34 protein-coding genes are annotated in these 24,693 nt (G+C 50.5%); 30 read left to right on the top strand and 4 right to left on the bottom strand.

From position 1 onward, the window contains the following. Positions 1 to 196: 196 nt before the first annotated feature. Positions 197 to 1,633 carry an adenylosuccinate lyase gene (gene purB / locus ACI4J0_RS05070; protein WP_439764728.1) on the bottom strand — a complete coding sequence of 479 codons (1,437 nt, stop codon included), beginning with the start codon at positions 1,631 to 1,633 and terminating at the stop codon, positions 197 to 199. 237 nt (positions 1,634 to 1,870) lie between these two features. On the opposite strand from purB, the gene ACI4J0_RS05065 reads away from it, so the two are divergent. From ACI4J0_RS05065 to ACI4J0_RS04930, 28 genes are all read left to right on the top strand, one after another. Continuing rightward, positions 1,871 to 2,068: a hypothetical protein gene (locus ACI4J0_RS05065; RefSeq protein ID WP_439764727.1), complete on the top strand. Its 198-nt coding sequence runs from the start codon at positions 1,871 to 1,873 to the stop codon at positions 2,066 to 2,068. A 28-nt stretch (positions 2,069 to 2,096) separates the two neighbouring features. Then, positions 2,097 to 2,447 carry a terminase small subunit gene (locus ACI4J0_RS05060; RefSeq protein ID WP_439764726.1) on the top strand — a complete coding sequence of 117 codons (351 nt, stop codon included), beginning with the start codon at positions 2,097 to 2,099 and terminating at the stop codon, positions 2,445 to 2,447. Beyond that, on the top strand, positions 2,419 to 3,669 hold the full coding sequence (locus ACI4J0_RS05055) for a PBSX family phage terminase large subunit (protein ID WP_439764725.1): 1,251 nt from the start codon (positions 2,419 to 2,421) through the stop codon (positions 3,667 to 3,669). Before ACI4J0_RS05060 ends, ACI4J0_RS05055 begins: the two co-directional genes overlap by 29 nt. Positions 3,670 to 3,684: 15 nt before the next feature. Then, positions 3,685 to 5,082 (top strand): phage portal protein, encoded by a 1,398-nt coding sequence (locus ACI4J0_RS05050; RefSeq protein WP_439764724.1) that lies wholly within the window; start codon positions 3,685 to 3,687, stop codon positions 5,080 to 5,082. Next, on the top strand, positions 5,079 to 5,471 hold the full coding sequence (locus ACI4J0_RS05045; RefSeq protein ID WP_439764723.1) for a hypothetical protein: 393 nt from the start codon (positions 5,079 to 5,081) through the stop codon (positions 5,469 to 5,471). Before ACI4J0_RS05050 ends, ACI4J0_RS05045 begins: the two co-directional genes overlap by 4 nt. Before the next feature lie 71 nt (positions 5,472 to 5,542). Beyond that, on the top strand, positions 5,543 to 6,412 hold the full coding sequence (locus tag ACI4J0_RS05040; RefSeq protein WP_439764722.1) for a hypothetical protein: 870 nt from the start codon (positions 5,543 to 5,545) through the stop codon (positions 6,410 to 6,412). A gap of 168 nt (positions 6,413 to 6,580) precedes the next feature. After that, a complete protein-coding gene (locus ACI4J0_RS05035) occupies positions 6,581 to 6,907 on the top strand; it encodes a hypothetical protein (protein ID WP_439764721.1) in 327 nt (108 codons plus the stop codon). Next, a complete protein-coding gene (locus ACI4J0_RS05030; RefSeq protein WP_439764720.1) occupies positions 6,907 to 7,245 on the top strand; it encodes a putative minor capsid protein in 339 nt (112 codons plus the stop codon). The genes ACI4J0_RS05035 and ACI4J0_RS05030 overlap by 1 nt, the downstream gene beginning before the upstream one ends. Positions 7,246 to 7,319: 74 nt before the next feature. After that, the gene (locus ACI4J0_RS05025) at positions 7,320 to 7,667 is read left to right on the top strand and encodes a hypothetical protein (protein WP_439764719.1); all 348 of its coding nucleotides are present in this window, start codon (positions 7,320 to 7,322) and stop codon (positions 7,665 to 7,667) included. A gap of 4 nt (positions 7,668 to 7,671) precedes the next feature. Next, a complete protein-coding gene (locus ACI4J0_RS05020) occupies positions 7,672 to 8,100 on the top strand; it encodes a hypothetical protein (protein WP_439764718.1) in 429 nt (142 codons plus the stop codon). Positions 8,101 to 8,134: 34 nt separating this feature from the next. Further along, a complete protein-coding gene (locus tag ACI4J0_RS05015; RefSeq protein ID WP_439764717.1) occupies positions 8,135 to 8,515 on the top strand; it encodes a hypothetical protein in 381 nt (126 codons plus the stop codon). Position 8,516: 1 nt separating this feature from the next. Continuing rightward, positions 8,517 to 9,776: a hypothetical protein gene (locus ACI4J0_RS05010; RefSeq protein WP_439764716.1), complete on the top strand. Its 1,260-nt coding sequence runs from the start codon at positions 8,517 to 8,519 to the stop codon at positions 9,774 to 9,776. Continuing rightward, positions 9,773 to 10,414, top strand: coding sequence for a hypothetical protein (locus ACI4J0_RS05005; RefSeq protein ID WP_439764715.1), 642 nt, complete (start codon positions 9,773 to 9,775; stop codon positions 10,412 to 10,414). Before ACI4J0_RS05010 ends, ACI4J0_RS05005 begins: the two co-directional genes overlap by 4 nt. A 15-nt stretch (positions 10,415 to 10,429) precedes the next feature. Continuing rightward, a complete protein-coding gene (locus ACI4J0_RS05000) occupies positions 10,430 to 10,777 on the top strand; it encodes a hypothetical protein (RefSeq protein WP_439764714.1) in 348 nt (115 codons plus the stop codon). Positions 10,778 to 10,784: 7 nt separating this feature from the next. Further along, positions 10,785 to 11,039: a hypothetical protein gene (locus tag ACI4J0_RS04995; protein ID WP_439764713.1), complete on the top strand. Its 255-nt coding sequence runs from the start codon at positions 10,785 to 10,787 to the stop codon at positions 11,037 to 11,039. A gap of 12 nt (positions 11,040 to 11,051) precedes the next feature. After that, the gene (locus ACI4J0_RS04990) at positions 11,052 to 11,306 is read left to right on the top strand and encodes a hypothetical protein (RefSeq protein ID WP_439764712.1); all 255 of its coding nucleotides are present in this window, start codon (positions 11,052 to 11,054) and stop codon (positions 11,304 to 11,306) included. Between the two features lie 4 nt (positions 11,307 to 11,310). Next, the gene (locus tag ACI4J0_RS04985; protein ID WP_439764711.1) at positions 11,311 to 11,835 is read left to right on the top strand and encodes a hypothetical protein; all 525 of its coding nucleotides are present in this window, start codon (positions 11,311 to 11,313) and stop codon (positions 11,833 to 11,835) included. Between the two features lie 23 nt (positions 11,836 to 11,858). Further along, positions 11,859 to 12,122, top strand: a complete 264-nt coding sequence (locus ACI4J0_RS04980; RefSeq protein WP_439764710.1) for a hypothetical protein — start codon at positions 11,859 to 11,861, stop codon at positions 12,120 to 12,122. Continuing rightward, on the top strand, positions 12,115 to 12,225 hold the full coding sequence (locus ACI4J0_RS04975) for a CD1375 family protein (RefSeq protein ID WP_439764709.1): 111 nt from the start codon (positions 12,115 to 12,117) through the stop codon (positions 12,223 to 12,225). Before ACI4J0_RS04980 ends, ACI4J0_RS04975 begins: the two co-directional genes overlap by 8 nt. 1 nt (position 12,226) lies before the next feature. Then, on the top strand, positions 12,227 to 12,640 hold the full coding sequence (locus ACI4J0_RS04970; protein WP_439764708.1) for a phage holin family protein: 414 nt from the start codon (positions 12,227 to 12,229) through the stop codon (positions 12,638 to 12,640). Continuing rightward, a complete protein-coding gene (locus ACI4J0_RS04965; protein WP_439764707.1) occupies positions 12,637 to 13,254 on the top strand; it encodes an N-acetylmuramoyl-L-alanine amidase in 618 nt (205 codons plus the stop codon). Before ACI4J0_RS04970 ends, ACI4J0_RS04965 begins: the two co-directional genes overlap by 4 nt. A gap of 133 nt (positions 13,255 to 13,387) precedes the next feature. Further along, the gene (locus tag ACI4J0_RS04960) at positions 13,388 to 14,056 is read left to right on the top strand and encodes a site-2 protease family protein (RefSeq protein ID WP_439764706.1); all 669 of its coding nucleotides are present in this window, start codon (positions 13,388 to 13,390) and stop codon (positions 14,054 to 14,056) included. Further along, positions 14,053 to 14,832, top strand: a complete 780-nt coding sequence (locus ACI4J0_RS04955) for a segregation and condensation protein A (RefSeq protein ID WP_439764705.1) — start codon at positions 14,053 to 14,055, stop codon at positions 14,830 to 14,832. The genes ACI4J0_RS04960 and ACI4J0_RS04955 overlap by 4 nt, the downstream gene beginning before the upstream one ends. Beyond that, positions 14,816 to 15,415, top strand: a complete 600-nt coding sequence (scpB, locus tag ACI4J0_RS04950; protein ID WP_439764704.1) for an SMC-Scp complex subunit ScpB — start codon at positions 14,816 to 14,818, stop codon at positions 15,413 to 15,415. The genes ACI4J0_RS04955 and scpB overlap by 17 nt, the downstream gene beginning before the upstream one ends. Next, positions 15,412 to 16,194, top strand: a complete 783-nt coding sequence (locus ACI4J0_RS04945) for a hypothetical protein (protein ID WP_439764703.1) — start codon at positions 15,412 to 15,414, stop codon at positions 16,192 to 16,194. The genes scpB and ACI4J0_RS04945 overlap by 4 nt, the downstream gene beginning before the upstream one ends. A gap of 5 nt (positions 16,195 to 16,199) precedes the next feature. Then, positions 16,200 to 16,682 carry a GerW family sporulation protein gene (locus ACI4J0_RS04940; RefSeq protein ID WP_439764702.1) on the top strand — a complete coding sequence of 161 codons (483 nt, stop codon included), beginning with the start codon at positions 16,200 to 16,202 and terminating at the stop codon, positions 16,680 to 16,682. Between the two features lie 63 nt (positions 16,683 to 16,745). Further along, positions 16,746 to 17,900: a D-alanyl-D-alanine carboxypeptidase family protein gene (locus ACI4J0_RS04935; RefSeq protein ID WP_439764701.1), complete on the top strand. Its 1,155-nt coding sequence runs from the start codon at positions 16,746 to 16,748 to the stop codon at positions 17,898 to 17,900. 14 nt (positions 17,901 to 17,914) lie between these two features. After that, positions 17,915 to 18,643 (top strand): pseudouridine synthase, encoded by a 729-nt coding sequence (locus tag ACI4J0_RS04930; RefSeq protein ID WP_432649490.1) that lies wholly within the window; start codon positions 17,915 to 17,917, stop codon positions 18,641 to 18,643. 44 nt (positions 18,644 to 18,687) lie between these two features. On the opposite strand, the gene ACI4J0_RS04925 is transcribed toward ACI4J0_RS04930, so the two are convergent. The 3 genes from ACI4J0_RS04925 to ACI4J0_RS04915 all read right to left on the bottom strand — a co-directional run bounded on the left by ACI4J0_RS04925 (position 18,688) and on the right by ACI4J0_RS04915 (position 22,039). Beyond that, a complete protein-coding gene (locus ACI4J0_RS04925) occupies positions 18,688 to 19,824 on the bottom strand; it encodes a hypothetical protein (RefSeq protein ID WP_439764700.1) in 1,137 nt (378 codons plus the stop codon). A 24-nt stretch (positions 19,825 to 19,848) separates the two neighbouring features. Continuing rightward, complete coding sequence (locus ACI4J0_RS04920) at positions 19,849 to 20,820, bottom strand: bactofilin family protein (protein WP_439764699.1); 972 nt, start codon at positions 20,818 to 20,820, stop codon at positions 19,849 to 19,851. A gap of 112 nt (positions 20,821 to 20,932) precedes the next feature. Further along, positions 20,933 to 22,039, bottom strand: a complete 1,107-nt coding sequence (locus ACI4J0_RS04915) for a hypothetical protein (RefSeq protein WP_439764698.1) — start codon at positions 22,037 to 22,039, stop codon at positions 20,933 to 20,935. A gap of 298 nt (positions 22,040 to 22,337) precedes the next feature. Here ACI4J0_RS04915 and ACI4J0_RS04910 point away from each other — a divergent pair, with 298 nt between their 5' ends. Both ACI4J0_RS04910 and ACI4J0_RS04905 read left to right on the top strand, forming a co-directional pair. Next, complete coding sequence (locus tag ACI4J0_RS04910; RefSeq protein WP_439764697.1) at positions 22,338 to 22,709, top strand: GntR family transcriptional regulator; 372 nt, start codon at positions 22,338 to 22,340, stop codon at positions 22,707 to 22,709. 35 nt (positions 22,710 to 22,744) lie between these two features. Beyond that, positions 22,745 to 24,682 (top strand): efflux RND transporter periplasmic adaptor subunit, encoded by a 1,938-nt coding sequence (locus tag ACI4J0_RS04905; RefSeq protein WP_439764696.1) that lies wholly within the window; start codon positions 22,745 to 22,747, stop codon positions 24,680 to 24,682. The last annotated feature ends 11 nt before the right edge of the window (positions 24,683 to 24,693 follow it).

Below are 24,693 nucleotides of genomic sequence, written 5' to 3'. Positions count from 1 at the left end.
TAACAATATTACTTTTATTATATAACATTTTTCGGGTTTTGTAAAGTCCCAATTTAAGGCGGTACGGGCTGTTTGCCCTTTTTGTTCCGAAAATTATATCGGGATTTTTTGTGCAGTTATACGAAATTTTCTACTTAACGGTTTACTATAGAAATATCCGCCCTGCGGGTCCGCAGGACGGATATGTTGATTTTTATTATACGTTTATTTCTGCTGATTCGTGGGTCAGGTCCTTATACTTTTCAAGCACGGGCTTTACGCATTCCTCAAGGAACTCAGATACCTGCTCGGAGCTTCTTCCCGTATAGTTTTCGGGAACAAGCACTGCTTCGATATCCTCACGCTTGAGTCCGAAGGAGGGGTCGGCAAGGATACGCTCGATAAGGTCGTTTTCAAGACCCTCTTCCTTGACCTGCTTGCCTGCTTCCATTGCATAGGTGCGTATCTTCTCGTGAAGCTCCTGACGGTTGCCGCCCTTCTTTACGGCATCCATCATGATGTTCTCGGATGCCATAAAGGGAAGCTCTCTCATTATTCTCTGGCGTATTACCTTGGGATATACCACGGGATTTGCGGTGACGTTTATCATTATATTGAGGATAGCGTCGCAGGCGAGGAAGCCCTCGGCTACGGATATTCTCTTGTTTGCGGAGTCATCGAGAGTTCTCTCGAACCACTGGGTGCCCGAGGTGAAGGCGGGGTTCAGGGTGTCGATGATAAGGTATCTTGCAAGGGCGGTTATTCTCTCGCAGCGCATGGGATTTCTCTTATAGGGCATTGCGGAGGAGCCTATCTGGTTTTTCTCAAAGGGCTCTTCCATTTCCTTGAAGTTCTGGAGTATTCTCATATCGTTGGCGAACTTCATTGCGGACTGGGCGATATTTCCGAGAGTATTTACTATCTGGGAATCTATCTTTCTGGAATAGGTCTGTCCGGAAACGGGTACTACAGCGTCAAAGCCCATTTCCTCGGCTATCATTCTCTCAAGCTCCTTGACCTTGGAGGAATCTCCCTCGAAAAGCTCCTTGAAGGACGCCTGGGTGCCTGTGGTGCCCTTGGAGCCTAAAAGCTTCAGGTTCTTTATCCTGTACTCAAGCTCGTCAAGGTCCATGAGCAGCTCGTTTATCCAGAGGGTGGCTCTCTTGCCAACGGTGGTGAGCTGGGCGGGCTGGAGGTGGGTATAGGCAAGGGCGGGCATATCCTTATACTTCTCGGCAAAGTCGGACAGCTGGGCGATAACGGTGACGAGCTTCTTGAGTATTACCTGCATTGCGTCTCTCATGACGATGATGTCGGTATTGTCGCCCACATAGCAGGAGGTGGCACCCAGGTGGATTATTCCCGCTGCCTTGGGGCACGCCTGTCCGTAGGTATAGACGTGTGCCATTACGTCGTGGCGCACCAGCTTCTCTCGCTCGGCGGCGCACTCATAGTCGATATTGTCGATATTTGCTTCAAGCTCGTCTACCTGCTCCTGTGTTACGGGGAGCCCGAGCTTCATTTCCGCTCTTGCAAGCGCCACCCAGAGACGGCGCCAGGTGGTGAATTTCTTGTCGGCGGAGAAAATATACTGCATTTCCTTGCTTGCATATCGGGTGCAGAAGGGGGATTCGTAGGTGCTTGTATCCTTCATTGTTGATTACATCCTTTCGGGGATTGATATTATTTTATTATTATACCACATATTGCGGAGAATGTCAATTGTGGGGCTGCTGTTGTCGGATATTATAAATTTTGCATAAAATAGAACAGATGTTTTTATATAAATAGAACAAACTTTCGGAAATTTGCAAAAAAGGCTTGACATTTTGACACAGATGTGCTATTATATGATTACAGCAAACAAATGTTTTAGAAAGGAGGCTTGCGGTTGGCAAGACGTGAAAAATGCTTCTGCCCTGTTTGCGGCGATGAGGTGCCCGCCGAAGAGGTGGAGAGATTCGAGATGTGTCTCGACTGCTTCGCCGATAATATTTCGGGCAATGTTACCGACAGTATTCTCTTCGATTTCCTCAGAGAGTACGGCAGGGAGTTCAGGGATTTTATTTTTAACAATTACGAATACTGATTTGTTCGGATAAAAGGGGGTCACATTTATGAGAAAGATCACACGAAAGGCGGTGCTGGGTGAGCTGGCGGCTATTGCTTTTTCCGATTTCTCCAAGTTTGCAAAGATCGCAGAGGGTGAGAACGGGGAGCAGGTCATTATCCTCACCGACACGGGGCGGCTCTCAGCCGATTGCAGGAAGGCGCTGGCTTCAGTGAAGGCAGGCACAAAGGGCATTGAGATAAAGCTTTACGACAAGCTGAGGGCTCTGGAGATACTCTGCCGCATTTACGGGATCTACGGCGGCGAGGATATGGCGGAGAAGGACGCTGTTGCCGAGCTGAGGGGGTTATTTGAAAGGAGCGATGTGTTTGGTCCGGGAATTGTCTCTGACTCCTAAGCAGGAGGAGGTCATGCGCATTTCCACCTATGAGCCGAAAAGGTGGAACATTTCTGTGGGGGCGGTGCGGTCGGGCAAGACCTTCCTGGACTTTTACCGCATTCCCAACAGGATACTTGCTGCCGATGAGAATGGGGCTATCGCTCTGGTGGGCAACACTGAGGGCAGCGTTTCACGGAACATCATTGACCCTATGCGGCAGATGTTCGGGGAAAAGCTGGTGGGGAGGGTCAAAAGCGGCGGTATGGTCAGGCTTTTCGGCAGGGACTGCTTCATTTTCGGGGCTTTCCGCAGCGGCTGTGCGGACAAGCTTCAGGGACTGAGCCTTTCCTACTGCTACGGGGACGAGATGACCACATGGAGCGAGGACGTTTTCAGAATGATAATGTCGAGGCTTGACCGCCCTAATTCCATTTTTGACGGCAGCTGCAATCCCGCTTCTCCAAATCACTGGCTGAAAAAATTTATTGACGAGGGGGTGAAAAACGGCTCGGTGAGGGCTTCACGTTTTACCATTGACGATAACCCCAAGCTCCCCGAGAGCTTTGTTAAGGCGCTCAAAAGAGATTATGCGGGGTCGGTGTATTATGACAGGTTCATTCTCGGCAAGTGGAAATGCGCTGAGGGGGTCATTTACAGGGACTTTGCGGACGCTCCCGAGAGGTTCATTCTAAAAAGGGTCAGGGCTTCGGACATCATTATGGCGGACGTGGGGGTGGATTTCGGCGGGAACGGCTCTGCTACTGCTTTTAATCTGACGGGGTACACGGCGGGGTACAAGAGGATAATCACTCTTGACGAGTATTACAGGCAGGGGATAATTTCGCCTGCGGAGCTGGAGAGGGATTTTGTGAGGTTCATTAAAAAAGCCTTACGAAGCTATCCCTGTCTCAGGGACGTTTACTGCGACAGCGCTGAGCAGGTCCTTATAAGGGGGCTTGAGAATGCGGCGCGGAAAGAGCGTCTTCCCGTTGAGATACACAATGCCAGAAAGGGGGACATCGGGCAGCGCATCAGATTTTACTCCTCGATGATGAGCTCGGGAAGGTACCGCATTGCCGCTAAGTGCGTGAACACCATCAAGGCATTCACCGAGGCGGTATGGGAGACGGGGGGGACGGACAGGAGACTGGACGACGGCTCCGTTAATGTGGACAGTCTGGACGCTCAGGAGTATTCCACCGAGAGGAGAATGAGGGAAATTCTTGCGGCGGCAAGGTAATTTACAGGAGGTTTTATGGGTAATATCATCAGCGGGGCGGCGAGAGCCTTCCCCGATACGAAAATTCCTCTTGAGGAGGAGTTTTTCAGAAATGTTATTGAGGTGTGCGGAAGTATTTACCGCGGCGAGCCGCCCTGGGCTTATGTGAAAAGGTCGGGGCTTTACGGCAAGGGGGAAAGGAGAATCGCTCAGATGGGGTGCGCAAAGGTCCTTTGCGACAGTCTGGCGTCCCTTACCTTTTCAAGTCAAGCGGATATTTTCTGCAAGAGCCCCGCGCAGCAGGAATATGCTCTGCGCATTTTGCAGGAGAATGGCTTCTGGGAAAAGGCTCCCGCTTTTTTCAGCAGGGCTTACGCTTTAGGCGGCGGCGCTATGAAAATTTACATTGACGGGGGCAGGGTGTCTGTTGATTACATTTCCGCGGAGGATTTTATTCCCACGGGAAGCGGTCGGGGCGGCATCTGTGAGGGCATTTTCGGAAGTCGTTTTCTTCGGGGAGGCAGGGAATTTGCCTTATTCGAGCGGCACGGAATGAAGGGCGGTCATGCTGTTATTGACCGCAGGCTTTTTGAAATGAAGGGCGGTTCTCTTTCCTGCGAGATACCTGTGGAGGAGGTTTTCGGCGGGCTTTCGGAAAGGTCGGAATATCCGTCCATGGACGTGCCTATGTTTGCGTATTTTCGTCCTGCGGGGGACAACAATCTGTCGGAAGGGTCTCTTTTAGGGCTCAGCTGCTTTGCCAACTGCACAGACACCCTAAAGGCGCTGGACATTGCTTTTGACAGCTTTTCACGGGAGTTCGTGCTGGGACGAAAGAGGATAATCGTGCCAAGCTCATGCATTCGGACGGTGGTTGACCCCGATACGGGCAGGATAAGCAGGTATTTTGACGCTGACGATGAGGTCTATCAGGCGCTCAAATGCGATGAGGAGCAGGAACTGAAAATTACCGACAACACCTGCGAGCTGAGAGTTTCCGAACACGTGGAGGCGATAAATGCGCTGCTGGACATTCTTTGCTTCCAGGCGGGACTGTCCTCGGGCACGCTGTCATTTAACAGCTCCGCGGGGCTTAGGACGGCGGCTGAGGTCAAGAGCATGGAGACCCGCACCGAAATTACCATGCAGACTAACCGCTGTCTGGCGGCGGAGCTTATCGAAAATGCGGTGAGATGCATTATCCGCTGCGGTCAGATGTGCGGCGCGCTCCCCCTCGAGGAGGTGAATGTGAGGGTAGCTTTCTCGGACAGGCAGACCGTTGACAGGGACGAGATAATCGACAGGAACATAAGGCTCGTGGAAGCGGGGCTTATCAGTCGGGTCTCCGCTGTTATGGCGGCTCTGGAATGCTCCGAGGAGGACGCTGTGAGGGAGCTTGAGAAGATAGAAAAGGAAAGGAGTTTACTTAAATGAATGAGGAAATTTTGACCGAGGAGGTCGTTCCCGAGGTTTCGGAGGAAATGACTTCTAAAGAAGCGGATCCCGATGAAGCGGCTTCCGAGAAATCCGTTTCACGTGAGGCGGAGCTGGAGGCTTTGCTTGCGGCGGCAGAAAGCGAAAATGCTTATCTCAGGGCAAAATGCGTTTGCGCCGAGATGGGCGTGCCCGGGGCTATGACGGAGGACGTTATCTGTCTCGGCAGATTTTACGCCGAAAAGGACGGGGTGGATTTTGAAGAGGCGGCAAGGGCTGCTTTCGGAAGAATTTCCGCTTCGGGGGGCGGCATTACTACCGGTGTTGCTGCCGAGAAGTCAAAGGGTGACAGCTTTGCGCTGAGAAGGGCTTTCGGGCTGAAGGAGTAAGCTTTGGGCTTTTTCCCCAAATCACACATATCGATCAATTTTATTTTTAAATTTACGGAGGTATTTTATTTATGAACACTATTACACTTGCTAAGAAGTATGCATCTCTCCTTGACGAGACCTACAGAGAAAATGCCAAGACTGCTGTGCTTGAGTCTGACGCGGCTCTTGCAAGAGAGGGCGCCAACGCCAACGAGATAGTTATCCCTAAGCTCTCTATGGACGGGCTTGCGGATTATTCCAGAAACAGCGGCTATGTGGACGGCAATGTGAGCCTTACATGGCAGACTGTCAAGTTCAGCTACGAGAGAGGCAGAATGTTCTCCGTTGACGCTATGGACAACGAGGAGAGCCAGAGCATTGCTTTCGGCGCTCTGGCAGGCGAATTTGTGAGAACTAAGGCTGTTCCCGAGCTTGACGCTTTCAGATTTGCTTCCATTGCGGGCACAAGCGGCATTTCCAAGGAGTCGGGCGACCTTTCAAGCGGAGAGGCGGCTGCGGCTGCCATCAGAAAGGCGGTAAGCGCTATGGACGCTGCGGAGGTGCCTTCCGAGGACAGGATACTCTTTATCACCCCTGTTCTCAAGGGTATGATCGACGATATGGACACCACTAAGTCAAGAGCTGTTATGGCAGGCTTTGACAGTATCGTTGTGGTGCCTCAGTCAAGATTTTACTCCGCTGTCAAGCTCAATGACGGCGTTTCCAGCGGCGAAGAGGGCGGCGGCTACTCCAAGGCGACCGGCGGTAAGAACATCAACTTTATGATAGTTCACAAGCCTGCGGTAATTCAGTTTACAAAGCACGCTCTGCCAAAAATTGTAAGCCCTGCCAATAATCCCGATGCGGATTCCTGGAAGTACGGCTACAGAAGCTACGGTCTCTGCTCCGTTTACGCTAACAAGGCAGCGGGCGTTTACTGCCACACTGCCACTGTCTGATACAGAACCTGTCTTCACAAGCATATACGCACGTCTTTTCGGCAAATTTTGCCTAAGACTGCGTTAATGATCTTTGCCTTGTCTTAGACAAAATTATGCTCGAAAATCCGCACACATTTCTTGTGAAGACAGGTCCATATTTTTCGGGGAGAAGGGGGGTGACGCTTTTTGATATATCCCGATTATGAATTTTACAGGTCGGTCTTCGGCGGGGCGGAGGAGGAAGAGGTCATTATGCCCTTTATCCGCTGTGCTGCTGATATCCTTGGGGGTTATGTACTGAACGATCATTTTTCACGGGAGGAGCAGGTCGAATTTTTCAGGGCGGTATGCGCTCAGGCTGAGTTTATTTCCGAAAATGAGGGCTTTTCTTCGGTGAAGATAGGGGATATTTCCGCTGAATATGCAGATGCGGGGGCTATTTGCCCGAGAGCTGCGGCTATTCTTGAAAGGGCGGGGCATTTATTCAGAGGCGATGTGGAGGTGAGAGCCTGATGCATATCCCGTACAGGCTTCTTGACGGAAGCTGCATTTTAAGGACCTATGGCGGCGGTGATATTTTCGGCACAAGAGAGGTCATTTCCGAAATTCCGCTGCGGAGAGTACGCATTGAGATATACAGGCAGAAAAATTCGGGCAGGAACGGCGAGGCTGTTTTCTCACGGGGCAGGATCTTTTATGACTGCGGCAGGAGTATGCCCGAGGACGCTGCTTTTTCGGCGGGGTTCTGCTCGGTGATCATCCGCGGCGAGGAGTTTCGGGTGACGGAGATAAAGTATCATTATCTGGGCGGCAGGCTCAGGTTTATTGTTCTGGGACTGGGATCGGGCTGAGCCTGCAGCCTTTGTCTACAGAACGATTAAAGATTAGTATAAATCATAACGGACGGCTCAGGAAAGGAGGAAAAATGAAGAGGATAAAAAGCAGTGAGGAGCTCCTTGAGGTACTTTGCAGCGCCGCTGATATGGGGGCGTATGGCGCAGGTGATGTTACTGTTATACCGAAGGGGGACGGCGGCTTTGTAAAGCTGTATGAGGGGGGGATAGTCAGGACTAAGGCTGTTATCTCCGCTTCGGGCTTCGGCGGCAGGAGAGAGCTTCTCGGGCTGGCTGACGGGGCGGCGGAAAGTCTTTGTGCTTTTTCCGGGGAGGGCATTATTAAGATATGCTCCCCTTTTCCCGCGGTCATCACTGAGGCGAAGGAAAACGGGTTTATCCGCATTGAAAAGGAAATTGAGGTTATTTACAGGGGGTGAGGATATGACGGTCGGTGAGGCTTTGAAAAGCTTTGGCAAGGGGGAGTTTATTGACGAGTTCGGTTTTGTTCTGGGGATAGATATGTCCGAAAACGGCGACAGCGCTGCTGATGGATTTACGGCGGTGACTGAGGGGGTTTGCGGCATTTCGGCAGATATGTCCCCCAGGGTGGTCATCAGGGACTTTGTGGACGGGGACAGGGCGGTGCCTGTTTCCGCACGGGCGGAGATAAGGCTTGATTTCCTGCTCGTTTCGGGGGACGGGGTACAGGCGGCTGTTCTTTCTGCGGCTGAGAACGGCGTTCCGCTGAGATGTGTTTATATGAGCGGAGAGGGTGCGGTTTTTCTGGGAAATATGCTGGTTTCCGCTGCGCCCTGTGCTCCTTCGGATATCTACGGCACTAAGGTCAAGGCGGTTTTTTCCGCCTGCTGAATTTTTTTCAGCAAGCTGAAAGGGGTGTTTATTTATGGGCGTTTATCTTAAAATAGGCAATATCGATGTCAGCAGGTTTATTACCTCGGACAGGTATTCGGCGGTGACTGCTCCCGTTTATGACGAGGAGAGCTCCTTTGTGAATATTTACGGGGAGAAAATATGTACGAGAACGGGGCATGAGGTGACGGTGAAGGCGGTGCTTTCCGATGTGGACGATGCTTCGGCGGCCGGGCTTTCCTCGCTTTTTGAAAATGAGAGCGTAAGGGTCAGATACTCTGCTCCCGGGGAGACGGAGGCGGAGTTTAAATGGGTAAGGCTTTCTCTTTCTCTGAACAGGGTCTTCGGAGGAGAGCGGTTCTGGACGGCGGATATTGAGCTTCATGCGGCTTTTGTCCCCGAGGACTGTCTTTAGCTTGAATGATTATACCGTTACTGTTGGCGGGATCAACTTTGACGGCAGGGATATTGCTTCTATACGGCTCATAAGGCAGAGCGAGAATATGCCTGTCAAGGGCATCGTAAGCTCCGAGCTTATTATGACTCTGAGGACGGCGGAGAGCTTTTATCCCAATGCGGCGGTCTGTCTTTCGGTCTCGGGGGCGGCGGATATGAGCTTCTGTCCCCATTTTATAAGCAGCATTAAAAGGCGGGGCGGGCTTGTTACAATTCGCGCCTTCGACAGAATGAGAATGACCGAGAATGACTTCAGGGACGGGAGCTACAAGGAGGCGGACGAGCCTTTTGTCACCTCACAGGTGCTGGGGGATATTGCATCTCAGTGCGGCTTCAAGCCCTGTTCCATGAGCTTTTCGGGAGTTCCGCGGCTGTATTACAAGGACATTCACGGGAAAAAGATAAGGGAGATATTAAACCATCTTTCGGAAAACGGGGTGGGGGTATGGTACTGCTCAGATGATGAGGAGCTTAAATTTACCCCGTTCTTATCCGCTTCGGGAAGCGTGGGGGTGGACAGGGAGAAAAGCGCTCCTTTATATATCCATTCGGAAAAGGGTCCCTTTACGGCGGTATATGCCAAGAACACCGCTACGGGTCAGGTGTTTTCCGCAGGGAGCGGCTCTGATTTCAGAAATATGCTGAAGCTGTCGGGAAAGCTCTTTGACGATGAACGGACAGGCTCGGCGATGACCCTTGCCGCACAGAAGGTATGGCGCTCCTTTTACTGCGCTCATGCTCACATATCCGCTGCGCCCTGCGGTCTGACGGAGTTTATTTTCGGGGATATTTTCGGGCTCGTTTCGGTAAGGACGGAGGTCTGCTTCGGGGCGGGTATGGTTTTTGCAAAGGCGGAAACTGCCGATATCTGCGAGGACGAGTCGGATTACACAGACCTTTTGGGTTATGAGCTTCGCAGGCGAATTGAGGCGGACAGAAAATACGGCAGCACTGTGCTTACCGAAAAGGGTGTGGGATTTACCGGCGACACCGGCACCGATCTGGGTGAGGCGGATATCTCGTTTTTCTCGGCTGTTGGCGACAGGGTCACGGAATTTGACGGGGCGATGATGGACGGGGTCATGCCTGACAGCATTACCGCTGTTTCGGACACCGTTACCAGGTTCGTTTACGGAAATACGGCTTACACTTTGAGCTATGATGAAGGCGAGGACGGTGCGAAAAGCAACATCAGGCTCACAAAGGAGGAAAGCAATTGAGTTTTATTGCGGGGTATATTCTCGGGGGCGGCGGAAGGGTGAAAGAGACCGACTCGAGAGTCGGAAAGCTTGAACGGACGCCTGACCTTTGGACTTTCGATATTGCCGAGGGGTGGGAGGTCCGTGTGAAGCTTGCCTATGATGTGGATAATATGCAGTTTTTCAGCTTCGGTCCGACTCACGGGGGGATAATCGACTATGTGAGTTTCTGGTCGCTTTACTACTGTATTTATAAGGACGGGTCATTCAGATATGCAAGCTGCGATGCCAATTTCCTTCCGAAATATCATGAGAGCTATGAAAATCTTGATGTTCCCGACAGGCTTACCTGGATATATGAATACTCGGATATTGTTATTTCTTCGGGCAGTATGACCTTGAAAAACTGCTTCTCCGATTTCCTTGACCTTAGTATTGAAGGGAGCTATGTTATGAAACGCACCCCTTACAGTTGGAATGATGAGTCGGAGTGCATTGAAGGGGAGACTGAGACCCGGGTATCTTCCTTCGGTACCACAAGATGTGATTTCGGCGGAAATCAGTTTAAAGGGAACTATGTCATTAACGGCGGTGCGGAGGAGTTCAGAAATTCGGTCTATGGACTGTATGCTGTATGCAGAAGTCATGCAGGGGAGTAAAGGAGGAGGTTTTTTATGGAGGAGATACTTATGGTAAGGGGCGATACTCTGAAGCTTTGCATTGAGAGTATCATGACTTCTGACGGAGGGGAATACACCCTTTCGGACACGGACAGGATATTTATGGAGCTGAGAAAGGAGGACGACCCCGAAAGGGCGGTGATAAGCAGGACCATATCTGCTGCAGACCGCTCCGAGGCGGGGCTGCCTATTGTTATTTACCCTTCCGAGACGGAGAATATTCCGTTCGGCAATTATGTTTTTGACATAAGACTTGTGATGGACGGGGATAACATATTTACAATTATTCCTGCAACAAGGCTGAAGGTCATCGGAAATATTACTGCGATACCGAAGGGGTGATGATAAGATGGCAATTGTTGAAAAAAATCTGACGGGGTATGTTTCCGCAGGGGCGGTCACGGGTTTGCTGAAGGCTTCGGAGGGGCTTACGGGTCATCTGGATACGGGGAAGGGTGTTTCCTCAGATGATTACAACAGGCTCATCAACAAACCGAAGATCAACGGCGTCGTTCTTGCTTCGGACAGGTCCTTTGAGGAGCTGGGCGAGCACACGCTCACAAATGATGAGATACTGGAGATATTCAATAAAGCGGGGGGCTAAAGGGGGAATAGTATGGAGAAACATTCAAGGCTTGACGGAGAGGGGCTGCTCTTTCTGTTACAGCAGCTTATTGCTCGTATTGACAAAGGGGCGGTGGAGATCGACAGCGCTCTTTCCGCTGAGAGCACTAATGACTGTGCGGCGGGCAGCAGGGCGGTTTTTGAGCTGGTGAATGCTGCTGCTTCGGAATGTGTGAAGGCGGAGGAGCTGAGTGAGATAGCCGGGGAAGAGGTCAGATCTTTGCTTGATGAAGTATGGGAGGTGTGAGCGGATGAAATATGCATCGGAAAATTCTATAAGGGCAGTGGGTGAATATATCAAGGGGAAGATACCCGCCTCTCTGCCCGCTAATGGAGGCAATGCAGACAAGATAAAGGTCAGGTCAAATTCTGTCCGCACGGATACGCAGGGGCTGTCCTGCTATCATTATGAAACGTCTGCAGGTTATACCGAAAACTATGAGATACCTACGCCTTATGTTGACGTGATAAGGCTGATGTTTGACAGCAACCGCGGCATCGAGATCGCTGCCAACTGGAACACATCGGCACGCAGATTGTGGGTGCGCGGAAATCACACGGGCTGGTCGGACTGGACGCTGATAAATTATCCGTATGTTACGGGCACCGTTTCGGGGACTTCGGGCACATCAACGGATATCAACGATTTGGGATTTACGCCGTCATTTGTTGTCTGCGGTACATCATCGTCAGCGTTCATGCCGACCATAATCACGGGCGGCTTCAGATTTACGCCTACGGCATCAGCATCGTATAAATATATCGCGTTCAGATGATAGATGGGGGGATCCTTATGGTTTTGTATAACGATAAACGCTTTATCACTAATTCGGAGCACCCGAATGACGATTTTACGGGCGACGCCGATCATGTTATTCCCGACGGTTCCGGGCCGGCTGAAAAAATAATTCGGCTGTACCCGAATTTTGATTTCGTTTTTAATGATGACGGCAATATTACAGACGTTACCGAAACAATTCCCGCTCCTGTGCCGCCTGTTATCACTATTGACGATCTGGCTATGGCTGTTGCGGAAATTGCGGCGATAATAGGGGGTGAATAAGCTGGTAGTTTTATATGTTAAGCTTATCAGAGCGGGCAGGCTCGACATTGGTGATGTGCCCGAAAGATGGCGGGCAAAGGTCAAGGAAGAACTGGAGGGGTGATATGGACAGATTTACCGAGCTTATGAAAATTGCTTTCGGCGGCATTGTTGCTGCTGTATCGGGCTTTTTAGGCGGTATGGACGGGGTCATGTACGCGCTCATTTTATTCATTACCGCCGATTATTTAACGGGGGTCGCTGTGGCGGTGAAGCAGAAGAAGCTATCCTCGGAGGTGGGGTTCTGGGGGCTGGTCAGAAAAGGCTGCATTCTCCTGCTTATCGGCATATCCCACTATATTGACAAGTGCGTTTTAGGCAGCGGCGATGTTACAAGGACGGTCACTGCTATGTATTACATAGGCAATGAGGGCATTTCCATACTCGAAAACTGCACAGGTCTGGGGCTGCCCCTGCCGCCAAGGCTCATCGATGTGCTGGAGCAGATACGAAATACGGGGAAGGGTGACACGAAATGAAAATTACTGAGATGCTTTTAACGCCAAACAAGTACAGCCGTCCGCAGATACGGCTTGAGAAGGTTACGAAAATTGCGGTGCATTATGTGGGGAACCCCAAATCTACGGCGAAAAATAACAGGGATTATTTCGAAAATCTCAAGGACACTCACGAAAGATATGTTTCGGCTCATTTTGTCATAGGGCTTGAGGGGGAGATTATCCAGTGTATACCGCTGGACGAGTGGAGCTACTGCACAAATCAGGCTAACGGCTACAGCATAAGCATTGAATGCTGTCACCCCGACGGAACGGGTAAATTCAACAAGGCGACCGAGGACAGCCTTATTGAGCTTTGCGCTTACCTTTGCAGGAAATTCGGGCTTGGTGCAGATGATATTATCAGGCATTATGATGTTACGGGCAAGCGGTGTCCGCTTTGGTATGTCTCTCACCCCGAGGATTTCAAGGCGTTTAAGGAAAGGGTAAGTGTGGCGCTCTCCGATAATGCCGCAGCAGAAAAGAAGAAAATGTATTATGTTCAGGTGGGGGCTTTCGGCTCTAAGGAAAATGCAGAAAAGTTTCTTTCTGAAGTTAAAAAAGATCATCCGGGTGCGTTTATCAAGGTGATGTGACATTATTTCCCTGTGGTCTCTTTTTTGAGAGGCTGCGGGGAATTTAAATTATTTTCCGAAATTCTCTTGTAATTATCGGAATTATAATGTATAATTAAAGTATATAATTATTTTTTCAAAAAGGATATTTGCTATGAATGAAACTGTGCTTGATTATTTAATAAAGGCGCTGGTGCTGTTTACGGCTGTGCCCGTTCACGAGTGCGCTCATGCCTGGACGGCGGAGAAAATGGGCGACGATACGGGAAGGCAGCAGGGACGCATTACCCTTAATCCCTTCGCTCACCTCACCCTCTGGGGCTCTCTGATGATGATACTTGTGGGCTTTGGCTGGGGCAAGCCTGTAAGCGTTGACCCCAGAAATTTCAAAAACCCCAAAAAGGGTATGGTGCTTACCTCCCTGGCAGGCCCTGCTTCCAACTTTATTATGGCGTTTCTGGCTATGATAGTTTACAAGGTGCTGGGTATCCTGAGCATTGTTAAGGACAACACCACTATGCAGATGGTGGCTATGGTCTTTCTTTACATCACCCTTATTAACATCTCCCTTGCGGTATTCAACTTCCTGCCCATACCGCCTCTTGACGGCTCTAAGATATTTAACGCTGTTCTCCCCGAAAAATGGTATTTTACCATTATGAGGTATGAAAATATCATATTTATCGCACTTATTATCCTGCTCTATTCGGGTCTCCTTGACGCTCCTCTGAGCTTTTTGCAGGGAAAGGTCATTGACATTATGGACTTCCTTACACGCTGGGTGGACTACATTATGATCTCTGTGGCAGGCATTTCGGTATGAGCATTTCATTCAAGCTTGAGGTGTTCGAGGGGCCTCTCGACCTGCTTTTGCACCTTATCTCAAAGCACAAGCTGAACATCAACGACATTCCCATAATGACCCTTGTGGAGCAGTATCTTGCCTATATTTCCGATATGGCGGAGCAGGATATGGAGGTCGCCGGGGAATTTCTGGAAATGGCGGCAAGGCTCATTTACATCAAGACAGTTTCACTCCTTCCCCGAAAGGAAGAAGCCGAAACTCTCAAAAAAGAGCTTGAGGGCAGGCTTATCGAGTATTCCCTGTGCAAGGCGGCGGCACAGCTTATGAGGGAAAAATATCTGGGCGACGCTTACAGCGTCAAAAAGCCTATGGAGATCGAAGTTGACAGCACCTACAGCCGCAGCCATGACCCTGCAGAGCTTTTAAACGCTTATCGGGGCATGGAGATAAAGAGGGAGAAAAAGCCCCCAGAGCTTGCTCCTTCGGCTTTTTCAAAGATAGTTTCAAAGAAATTTGTTTCCGTTTCCTCAAAGATAGTAACTGTGCTGAAAATGCTTTACAAAGAGGGAAAATGCTCTCTTGAGGGGATGTTTTCCGGCATCACCGACCGCTCGGAGAGAGTGGCGGCGTTTCTGGCGGTGCTTGAGCTTACCAAAACGGGGCGGATACTTTTAAACGATGACAACACCGAGGTGACCTTCAACACTGCCTCGGATATTGACTATAACGAAAACACCGTTTCCGAGTGGGAGACGGACAGCAAGGAGGAGAGCGAAAATGAAGCTGACGGATAAGGCTGCTGCTATGGAAGCTGTGCTGTTTGCCTGCGGCGACCCTGTGGAGCCTGAAAGACTTTCCGCTGCTATCGGCGTTGAGAAGGGCGCATTGTCCCAGCTGGCGGATATGCTGAGTGACGCTTACTCCGAAAACAGAAGCTCCCTTACCGTTCTTCGCCTGGGCGGCTGCTATCAGCTTGCCGTGCGCACCGAGTATTACGACTGCGTTAAGGCGGCGGCGGAAAATAAAAAGAACGCTCCTTTGTCACCTGCGGCTATGGAGGTGCTTACTATTATCGCCTACAATCAGCCTGTTACAAAGAGCTTTGTGGAGCATATACGCGGGATAGACAGCTCAAGCGTTGTTAATTCCCTGGTGGAAAAAAATCTCCTTGAGGAGGCGGGCAGGCTGGACGTTCCCGGACGTCCTATCGCGTATAAGACCACTCCCGTTTTCCTTAGATGCTTCGGACTTCAGTCCATTGATGACCTTCCCCCTCTTCCCGGACACGTTAAGGAGGATTTTGATACTCTGCTTACGGAAAATGACGATCTGTCTGCGGAAGATATTCCCTCAGACCCGGAGGAAATTACGGAATGACCGCGCTTATCATCATAGCCGCTCTGATACTTATTATCCTGCTTGCGGTGAATATCCCCGTGGAGGCGTATATCAGATTTTACGGCGGCAAGGCTGATATTAAAGTGAAATATTTTTTTCTGAGCCTTTATCCCAAAAAGGAAAAGCCGCCTAAATCAAAAAAGAAGCGGCGTAAGGACAAGCCCCCCAAGGAAGAGGAGCTTTCTCTTGAGGAAGAAATGATCTCCGAGGATATTTCCACCGAAGAGGTTCCCGAAGATACGCCGAATGAGGACGCTGCCCCGAAGGAAGATACAGTGGGGGAGGAAGGCTCTCCCCAAAAGGGAAAGCCACAAAAAGAGAAAAAGCCCCCTCTTCTTGAGAGGATAAACGCAAAGCTTGACGAGCTTACCCGGAAGAAAAACTCGGTCATGCTCCTTATCGAGCTTGTGACCGAGCCGCTTAAACGCTTCGGCAGCAAGATACGCATTGACGATGTTATCATTGATTTTGCCGCTGCTGACGAGGACGCCGCAAAGGCTGCCATTTCCTACGGCAGGATAGGTGCGGCGGTGTATGACACCATATCCTTCCTGCGCTGCTTCGTGGGAATGTCGGTGCGGTCCATAAATATAAGCTGCCTTTACAACACACCTGCCGATAAGAGCAGATACGACGGGGAATGTAAAGTACGTCTCAGACCTGCAAGCCTATTAAATGCGGTTTTTGCCGTTGGCTTCGGATATATTTCAAACAAGAAAAAATACTCTCCTGTTATGGAGCTTTTTAAGAAAGGATAATTATAATGGACACTAAGGTAAAAGAACTCATTACCGCTTCTATGGACAAGATCCACGAAATGGCTGACGCTAACACTATTATGGGAAAGCCTGTCAAGCTTGACGGCGGCGTTACCATTATCCCCGTTTCAAAGGTTTCCTACGGCTTTGCGGGGGGCGGCTCAGACCTTCCCAGCAAGACCGACAAGGAGCTTTTCGGCGGTGCCAGCGGCGCAGGTATCACCGTTACTCCTCTGGGCTTCCTCGTGGTTTCAAACGGCGAAGTTCAGCTTATGCAGATGAATCTTGACGTTTCCACCTCTTCCGCTATCGTAAATATGGTGCCCGAGGTATTCAACAAGGTGGCTGGACTTTTCAAAAAGGACAAGGGCGGGGATAAAAAGACCGCCGATATTGCCGATTCACGTGATACCGACGATATCGAGCTGCCCGAGGAAATGATAGAGAGCGGCATGACCGACGGCGTGGATTTCGATTTCAAGGATTAACATTTTTACATTCTCCCGAGCATAATAATATATCATTATGAACTGCTATGGGGGAATGAACAAATGATATTAAAAAGGGTGTGCGCCCTGTTTTCGGCGGCGGTAATGACTGTTATCTGCTCCGCCGGGGTATTAGCAGCAGAGCCAAAGCCTGCACCGGGAGATATTTCCGCAAAGGCGGCTGTTCTTATAGAGGCTTCAACGGGGACTGTCATATGGGGCAAATGCGAAAGGGAGCGGCTCCCTATGGCAAGCACCACTAAGATAATGTCAACTATCCTCACCCTTGAAAGCGGCGACCTTGACACCGAATTTGTGGTGGACAGTGATGCTGTAAGGACGGAAGGCTCCTCTATGGGGCTGAGAGAGGGAGACATCGTTTCAAAGCGCGACCTGTGCATAGGTATGCTCCTGCCCTCGGGAAATGACGCGGCAAACTGCGCGGCGGTAAGGGTGGGCGGCTCTATGGATGGCTTTGCTCAGATGATGAACGCTAAGGCTTCTAAGCTTGGAATGACCTCCACCCATTTCGTTACCCCCTCGGGGCTTCACGATGATGACCATTACTCCACTGCGGCGGATATGGCTCTGCTTACGTCATATGCCCTCAGAAATCCCGATTTCAGAGAGATATGCTCCTCAAAGTCTTTGAAGCTGCAGTTCGGCAACCCGCCTTTTGACAGGTGGCTCACCAACACGAACAAGCTTCTGAGCAAATATGAGGGCTGTATCGGCGTTAAGACGGGATTTACCGATGAGGCGGGGCGGTGCCTTGTTTCGGCGGCGGAGAGAAACGGTGTTACACTTATCTGTGTGACCCTTAACGCTCCCGATGACTGGAACGACCATGCAAGGCTTTTTGATTACGGCTTCAGCGTTACGGAAAGCGTTAACATCGGCTCAAAAACCTATTCCTGCTGCGCTGTGGGCGGTGACAGGGACAGCATTGCGCTTATGACCCAAAGGGACATTATTCTGCCGAAAATAAACGGTAAGACCGCAGATGTCACATTCTCGGCGGCTGTTCCCCAAAGGATATACGCACCCGTTTCCGAAGGCGAGACGCTGGGGCTTCTTACGGTGAAAAGCGGCAGCAGGGTAATTGACGAGATACCGCTCATTTCGGCGGAAAGTCTGCTTCAGAAGGGCGGAGAGGGCTATGAACCGCCTCTTATCGCCCAGGCGCTTGATTTTGTAAAGGAACTTCTATTTAAATAAAAAGGAAAAATGCTATGGAAAAAATTAGACTTCAGAAAATTCTGTCCGACAGCGGCATATGCTCCCGAAGAAAAGCGGAGGAGCTTATTTCTCAGGGGCTTGTGAAGGTGAACGGAAAGGTGGCTAAGCTTGGAGACAAGGCCAATGACAGGGACGTTATCATTGTTAACGGCGAAAGGGTACGCTACTCGAAAAAGCGCAGAAAGATATACATTATGCTCAACAAGCCCCGCGGATATGTGACCACCATGTCAGACGAGCTGGACAGACGGTGCGTTACAGAGCTGCTGGAGGGCGTTGAGGACAGGGTATATCCTGTGGGCAGGCTTGACCGAAATTCCGAGGGACTGCTCCTTTTTACCAATGACGGCAAATTCGCCAACGATATCATGCACCCCAGCCGCCATATCAGCAAGACCTACCGCGTCACTGTTCACTCAAAGATCACCGATGAGCAGATAGTGAACCTCACCGAGGGTGTGGAACTTGACGGCAGAATGACCCTGCCCGCAACGGTGAATGTGGAGCTTGACACCCCCGAAAGAAGCGTTATGCGCATTACCATACGTGAGGGCAGAAACAGGCAGATACGCCGTATGTGCGAGGCTGTGGGGCTTGAGGTGGTAAGGCTCCGCAGGACTTCCATAGGCCCCGTTAAGCTTGGTATGTTAAAGCCCGGTGCTTGGCGTGAGCTTACCGCTGAGGAGCTGAGAGCGCTCAGAAATGCGGTGGGAAAGGAATAAGAAAAGCGGTTTCGGGATTTGACTTCCGAAACCGCTTGATTTTTTTATCTCTTTTTGAAATTGCCCGAGTAATATGTATTTACCGCCTCATTCTTTATGAGTATCAGAATGGATATTACATTGAGCGCAACGGCGGCAATGCCGAAGATGATATGAACAATTCCGTCGCTGATGCTGTTATTGAGCGTAAACAGGACAAGTCCCACGCCTGCGTATATCAGGGCGCAGACACCGTATATCGACACGGAAAGCATTTTTACGTGCTTTGATTTGATAAGCAGCATAAGTGAGGCAAGGAGCATAAAGGGGGCTACATATGGGAACCACTGATAATCTCCCCAATTGAGCTTGAAGAAGCATATGGCTGCGGAGGCAAGACCCATAATTATGGGGATAATGGAGATGGTAAAGCCTTTCTTTGCGATCTTGAGCCGCTTTTCCTCAAGAAGCCTGTTTGCGATGTTCTGGCTGGCGCGGGCGTTGAAATTTTCGGGGCGCTTGCCCAGGTCCTCGTTAAGGCGCTGACGGAGTATCCTCTTCTGGTCATCGTCAAGCTTGTCCTTTTCCATAAGGTCAGACGCCTGAGCCTCGGGAGCCTTGTATTCGTTGCTGAGATCGTCAAGGACGGGTCCGCTGCCTACCTCCATGGAAAGGTCATTCATCTTGATGGCTTCTCTCATATTCCGCGCGGATTCCTCACGGCCTGAGCGGATAGGTCTCACGCTGGCGGAAAGGTCCTCCAGCACAAGGCTGCTCTTGTCAGGCTCGGGAAGGTCGTAATCATCGGTAAAATCAAAGGTTTCGTCGGTGCCGTCATCTTCGGGCTCCTCTTCCTCAATGATGAAATCATCATCGGAAGGCTTTTCCTCCTTCTTTACCTCGGGAAGAGGGGGAAGCTCAAAATCATCATCTGTATCTATCCCGTCAAGCTCATCGGGAACATTCTCGGAAACTGCATCTTCAAGTGCGTCTGAGGACACCCGGTCACTGATGGCGTCAAGAGAATTATCCACAGTTTTTTCGGGAAGAGGAGGAAGCTCTGCGTCTATTTCCCCGTCCGAAGGCTCCTTCTCAAGCGTTTCCACGCCTTCCGAAAGCTTTGCGGGGCGCTTCGGCAGAGGGGGGAGCTCAAAATCGCCTATCAGGTCGGGATTTACATTAAGGATATCATTTTCGGGCATATATCAAACAGTCCTTTCAGATTATTAAGCGTCTCCCACGGTGATTGCCTCGGGGAATACGTTTGATGTGCTGTCCTGCATAAATGTTGTATTGACGTAGCCGCGGATTATGGCTCCGTCTATTACGGAAATGGTGGAAGCGGTGATGTCGCCCACGATAATGGCGTCGTTCTTGAACTCTGCCTTGCCGCCGACCTCTACATTTCCCTGGATACGTCCGTTAAGGTCAAGATACTGGGTATCGATATCGCCTAAAAGGATACTGTCGTGGTCTATCTGGACCTGACCCTTTGAGGAGATGCTTCCCTGCATCTGTGCGCCTGCCATTACAGCGTTGTTGCACTCGATGTTGCCAACCACCTTGCCCGATACGGCAATATTCTTGGTGAGCTTTATATTTCCCTGGACGCTTCCCTCTACGTTAATGTTGGCAAAGGAGCTGATATCGCCGCTTATCCGTGTGTTGCGGGAGATAACAGTGGTCTCCTCGGTCTCGTAATAGGGAGTCTCGGGGGGTCTGCCGCCTCTGAATGCCGAACCGCCGGAAGGGGTCCTGGGAGGGGGATTATATCCGCCGCCGCTGTAGCTCGGACGGCTGACAGGCGGAGGGGGAGGCGGGGGAGGAGCAAAGCTGTCCGCCGCTGTCTGATATTCAAATCTGCCGTAATTCTCGGAAGGTGTTTCGGGGGCGGGAGCAGGCTCGCTTATCACTGTATCCTCTCCGAAGGGGTCGGCGCTGTGCTGATTATGTACAGCCTGCCTGAACTCCTCGGCAGAGGGCTTGGCTGTTTCCGAAAAATCGGTGCCGTAGCTTTCGGCGGGGGTCTCCGCACCGGGTGCGAGGCTTTCACCGAAGTCGCCGGGAACGGCGGAGCCGCCCATAAATTTATCCACCTCGGTCTTTTTGCGGGAGCCTTTGGAAAGGTTATCGCCTACAAGTCCGTCCTTTTTCAGTATTTCTTTAACGGCCTGATTAAAGTTATCCTTTAAGCTCATTTTCTATCTTCCTTTCTTTGGAGTCCTGCTTTGCAGACTAAGCCTGCAGAACAAGATCCGGTCTGAAAATCAAAGATCTTCGGACAAACCGCTTTCGCAAGCGGTCATTTCTTTATATTACGGTATTTTCCGTATAAGCCTTGAATAAGTAGCCCTGAGAGGTCATATCCGAAATTATGTCCTCAACGGTGTAGACGGTGTTTTTGTCGCTGCTGCCGCCGTGGAGGAGCACCACGCTGCCCTTTTCCGCGATCTTGTTGCGGAAAACACGGGAGGTCACTCTGTCATATATCTCCTGCCAGCCGCTGTCGGGCGCTCTGTCATCGGAAATAACGTTGTGATCGCAGTAAACAAAGCCCCGCCTTTCAAGCTCGGTCATTATTTCCTGTCTTGTTCCTGCGGTCATTTCAGCAGTCTCGGGTATGCGGTAAAGAACGGGAGCTGTTCCCGATATCTGGGAAATGCCGTTATACAAAGCATAAAAATCCTCAAGATAGCTCTGAGCGTCGGCATAGGAGCTGTCCGTTCCCGCAAGCACTCCAAGGGTATTTTCTCTTGAAGCCGCAAGCCTTACCGTATCCATGTCATCGGCGCTGCAATCGACAGTGTCAAGGAAAAATGCGGCGTTTGCGTTCTGGCGGTCAAGGATTATGAGCAGGTCTGCCATATTTGAGGATGGGTCTCCCTCAAAGGTGAGGAAAACGTCTCTCGGCTCCGCCCGGACGGGAGCTCCCGAACGGGTAACGGTCATTTCGGGGTAAAGCAGGGACAGGTCAGCTGTTTCGGACGATACGGCTGTGGTTTCCGAAACTGTTTCCGAAGGTGCAGGCTCGCTTGCGGGAGAGGCTTCGGGGACGGTGACCTCGGCGTTTGCGGGGATATCGGTCTCCGCTGTAAGACTGCTTCCGCGGCGGATAACCGCTTCTATCTCCTCGAGGGTATAGCCCTCGTCTGTCATACGGGAAATATGCTCCTCGATGGTCATCGGCTCCTTTTCCTCGTTTTCAAGCTTATGGCACTTGACTCCGAAGAAAACCGCCAGCAGCGTGGCAATGCCTATCCAGCCGAATACCACCGTCAGGATAAGATGTCTGAAAAATTTAACGCTTCCGAAATACATATATTTTCTTTCGGGGTATCCCCCGCTCCTTTCGGCATATATATGACCCGAGGCTTTCCGCCTTTTCGGGACACGGGTCGTCAGCACAGATATACTCAATAATAATAATACACCTTTTTCGTCGATATGTCAACAGAATATGCGCAAAAAAAATAACCAAATTCCGTCATAAATTCCGTCATCTCCCCCATATGGTTTTTTAATCTGATTTTAATTTATTACCATTCCTGTTTTAATTCAGATATGATATAGTAATAAAGTCCTGTGCTTGTGATGTAATATATTGCTAAAATCTGAGGAGGGTTTTAAAAAACTTTGTGCATTACGGCAATTGCAAAAATAGGCTCTATGTAGTATTATTGTATTATGACAATAATACAAGCAAAGGGGGACAGTAATGCACTGGGTATTTACGCCCGACGCACCCATTTATCTGCAGGTAGTCAGGCAGCTTGAGCAGATGATCGCATCGGGAATACTCGCTCCCGGCGACAGGCTTCTGTCGGTAAGAGAATTTGCCTCTCAGGCAAACGTCAATCCCAACACCATGCAGAAGGCTCTTACCGAGCTGGAAAACCGAGGCATAGTTTATTCAAAGCGAACTTCGGGACGGTTCATCACCGATGACCCCGAGCGTATCTCAAAGCTCAGGGAGGAGCTTGCCGAAAAGGAGATAACTGCCTTCCTCGGTGCAATGAAGCGACTGGGTTATTCGGAAAGCGAAGCCGCAAGGCTCATTTCCGACAGGGAGCAATGCGAGCACATATAACGGAAAGATATGTCATTTAAGAAAGGAAACCTATTATGAGCAAAGAAAAGAAAGCGGGCAAGAAAGGCTCGAAGATCAAGATCATTATTGTTATCGCCGTTCTGGCGCTTATCGCCGCATTCATCGTTATGATGATAAGCAGCGCGTCGATGATGTCGGGAATGACCATGTCCGATACATTCTCTCTTGAGAAAAAGACCATCGAGAACAAGGTCTCCGTAAGCGGACTTGTGGAGAGCCAGAGCTTTACTCAGGTAAGCGCTAAGCTGGGCTACAACGTGGAAAGCATCAATGTTGAGGTAGGAGATAAGGTCAAGGCGGGAGACGTGCTTGCCGTTCTCGATTCAAGCGACCTGCAGGATCAGATACTCCAGCAGCAGAGCAATCTCGACAGCACCAATGCAAATACCGAATATTCTCTCAGCACCGCAGAGAAGAATTACAACGAGACCCTGGCGCAGATATCCGACGGCTCCTATCCCGAGATAAGAAACGCCAAGCTTTCTCTTGACAATGCGGAGGAGGCTCTCAGAAAGGCACAGGAAAAATATGACGAGCAGCTGGAGATACAGGGCAGCGACCGCGACAGCCAGCTTGTAAGCGCTCAGAAGGGCGTTGAGTCCGCAAAATATGAGCTTGACTGCGCAAAGGCGGATTACCTCGAAGCCAAGGACGACAAGGAAAACGAGGATTACAGCGACATCAAGGCATTAAAGGAAGCTTTTGAGGACGCTAAGAAGGAATATGACACCCGCTACAGCTCCATAAAGAACGAGGAGCTGAGAAAAGCAAGAGAAGCCTATGAAAATGCGCTTTCAAACTATACATACTTCTCCTCCATGCTTGAATATGACGCTGCATCGGTTTCTGCGGCAGTGGTACAGGACGCTCAGCAGAAGCTTAGTGAAGCAAAGGCAAACCTTGCAGAGCTTGAAGCGAAATACGATGTAAAGACCACCGAGAACACCTACGAGGACGCTCTCGAGGCATACACAAAGGCAAAGGCAGACATCGACTCCGCAAATTCCGTGGCTCTCAAGAACGCCGAGCGCACCTACGAGCGTGCAAAGGTAAGCTATGAGAACGCAAAGAACACTCTCAAGTCCATCGAGGAGGGCAACGATACCTCCATCAAGAACTATAAAGAGGCTGTGGAGGACGCACAGACCTCTGTGGACACCGCAAGAGAAAGCTATGAGCTTGCTCTCAAAAATGCCGACTCCACACTTGCCACCCTCAAGGCTCAGGCAGACAGAGAAAAGGTGCTTTCTGCCAACGATTCCCAGATCATCAGTCTCCAGATACTCAAGGATAAGCTTGACGACTGCATTATCAAGGCTCCCTGCGACGGTACTGTGACCGCTGTTAATGCGGTGGAAGGTTCTCCTGCGGCAGGCACCCTGTTTATTATCGAGGACCTTGACAATCTTCAGATGAAAGCGACTGTAAAGGAATATAACGTAAGCACCTTACAGCCCGATATGAAGGTAACTGTTACTATCCCCTCTCTGGGCAATGCAGAATTTGACGGAGTTATCAGCAAAATAGCTCCCACAGGCGTAAAGGCTGCAGACGGCAAGAGCGACGGCACCGCTTCCTTTGAGGTAGAAGTCCTCATTCATGGCACAAAGGACAAGGGCGTTCTCATCGGAATGACAGCAAAGTGCTCGGCTGTAACAGGCAGCGCAGAGAATGTTTTCGCCGTTACCTATGACGCAATAGTTGAGGACGCAGACGGTCAGAGCTATGTTTACACTGCCGATATGATAGAGGGCGGAAACGGCACTGCCACCGCAAGAAGAATAAATGTTGATACAGGCTTCGAAAGCGACGCAGAGGTGGAGATCTCCTCCGACGAGCTTACAGAGGGCATGGAGCTTATCTCCAACGCAGGCGATGTTACTGACGGCGGAATGGTCATCATCACCAGCGCTCTGGGTGAGGCTGTGCAGAGTGCGGCTGCGGCTGAGTAATGCGGGGTGAC

Source organism: Huintestinicola sp. (genome assembly GCF_051882455.1).
Taxonomy (GTDB): domain Bacteria; phylum Bacillota; class Clostridia; order Oscillospirales; family Ruminococcaceae; genus Huintestinicola.
The sequence above is the reverse complement of the archived record's forward strand: the minus strand, read 5'-3'. Positions and strand labels throughout refer to the sequence as shown.

What these genes read in the sequence shown, in the direction of transcription:
- purB (WP_439764728.1), bottom strand. Translation starts at nt 1,633, where the DNA reads ATGAAGGATACAAGCACCTACGAATCCCCCTTCTGCACCCGATATGCA.
- ACI4J0_RS05060 (WP_439764726.1), top strand. Translation starts at nt 2,097, where the DNA reads ATGAGAAAGATCACACGAAAGGCGGTGCTGGGTGAGCTGGCGGCTATT.
- ACI4J0_RS05050 (WP_439764724.1), top strand. Translation starts at nt 3,685, where the DNA reads ATGGGTAATATCATCAGCGGGGCGGCGAGAGCCTTCCCCGATACGAAA.
- ACI4J0_RS05045 (WP_439764723.1), top strand. Translation starts at nt 5,079, where the DNA reads ATGAATGAGGAAATTTTGACCGAGGAGGTCGTTCCCGAGGTTTCGGAG.
- ACI4J0_RS05040 (WP_439764722.1), top strand. Translation starts at nt 5,543, where the DNA reads ATGAACACTATTACACTTGCTAAGAAGTATGCATCTCTCCTTGACGAG.
- ACI4J0_RS05030 (WP_439764720.1), top strand. Translation starts at nt 6,907, where the DNA reads ATGCATATCCCGTACAGGCTTCTTGACGGAAGCTGCATTTTAAGGACC.
- ACI4J0_RS05025 (WP_439764719.1), top strand. Translation starts at nt 7,320, where the DNA reads ATGAAGAGGATAAAAAGCAGTGAGGAGCTCCTTGAGGTACTTTGCAGC.
- ACI4J0_RS05020 (WP_439764718.1), top strand. Translation starts at nt 7,672, where the DNA reads ATGACGGTCGGTGAGGCTTTGAAAAGCTTTGGCAAGGGGGAGTTTATT.
- ACI4J0_RS05015 (WP_439764717.1), top strand. Translation starts at nt 8,135, where the DNA reads ATGGGCGTTTATCTTAAAATAGGCAATATCGATGTCAGCAGGTTTATT.
- ACI4J0_RS05000 (WP_439764714.1), top strand. Translation starts at nt 10,430, where the DNA reads ATGGAGGAGATACTTATGGTAAGGGGCGATACTCTGAAGCTTTGCATT.
- ACI4J0_RS04995 (WP_439764713.1), top strand. Translation starts at nt 10,785, where the DNA reads ATGGCAATTGTTGAAAAAAATCTGACGGGGTATGTTTCCGCAGGGGCG.
- ACI4J0_RS04990 (WP_439764712.1), top strand. Translation starts at nt 11,052, where the DNA reads ATGGAGAAACATTCAAGGCTTGACGGAGAGGGGCTGCTCTTTCTGTTA.
- ACI4J0_RS04985 (WP_439764711.1), top strand. Translation starts at nt 11,311, where the DNA reads ATGAAATATGCATCGGAAAATTCTATAAGGGCAGTGGGTGAATATATC.
- ACI4J0_RS04970 (WP_439764708.1), top strand. Translation starts at nt 12,227, where the DNA reads ATGGACAGATTTACCGAGCTTATGAAAATTGCTTTCGGCGGCATTGTT.
- ACI4J0_RS04965 (WP_439764707.1), top strand. Translation starts at nt 12,637, where the DNA reads ATGAAAATTACTGAGATGCTTTTAACGCCAAACAAGTACAGCCGTCCG.
- ACI4J0_RS04960 (WP_439764706.1), top strand. Translation starts at nt 13,388, where the DNA reads ATGAATGAAACTGTGCTTGATTATTTAATAAAGGCGCTGGTGCTGTTT.
- ACI4J0_RS04955 (WP_439764705.1), top strand. Translation starts at nt 14,053, where the DNA reads ATGAGCATTTCATTCAAGCTTGAGGTGTTCGAGGGGCCTCTCGACCTG.
- scpB (WP_439764704.1), top strand. Translation starts at nt 14,816, where the DNA reads ATGAAGCTGACGGATAAGGCTGCTGCTATGGAAGCTGTGCTGTTTGCC.
- ACI4J0_RS04945 (WP_439764703.1), top strand. Translation starts at nt 15,412, where the DNA reads ATGACCGCGCTTATCATCATAGCCGCTCTGATACTTATTATCCTGCTT.
- ACI4J0_RS04940 (WP_439764702.1), top strand. Translation starts at nt 16,200, where the DNA reads ATGGACACTAAGGTAAAAGAACTCATTACCGCTTCTATGGACAAGATC.
- ACI4J0_RS04935 (WP_439764701.1), top strand. Translation starts at nt 16,746, where the DNA reads ATGATATTAAAAAGGGTGTGCGCCCTGTTTTCGGCGGCGGTAATGACT.
- ACI4J0_RS04930 (WP_432649490.1), top strand. Translation starts at nt 17,915, where the DNA reads ATGGAAAAAATTAGACTTCAGAAAATTCTGTCCGACAGCGGCATATGC.
- ACI4J0_RS04925 (WP_439764700.1), bottom strand. Translation starts at nt 19,824, where the DNA reads ATGCCCGAAAATGATATCCTTAATGTAAATCCCGACCTGATAGGCGAT.
- ACI4J0_RS04920 (WP_439764699.1), bottom strand. Translation starts at nt 20,820, where the DNA reads ATGAGCTTAAAGGATAACTTTAATCAGGCCGTTAAAGAAATACTGAAA.
- ACI4J0_RS04910 (WP_439764697.1), top strand. Translation starts at nt 22,338, where the DNA reads ATGCACTGGGTATTTACGCCCGACGCACCCATTTATCTGCAGGTAGTC.
- ACI4J0_RS04905 (WP_439764696.1), top strand. Translation starts at nt 22,745, where the DNA reads ATGAGCAAAGAAAAGAAAGCGGGCAAGAAAGGCTCGAAGATCAAGATC.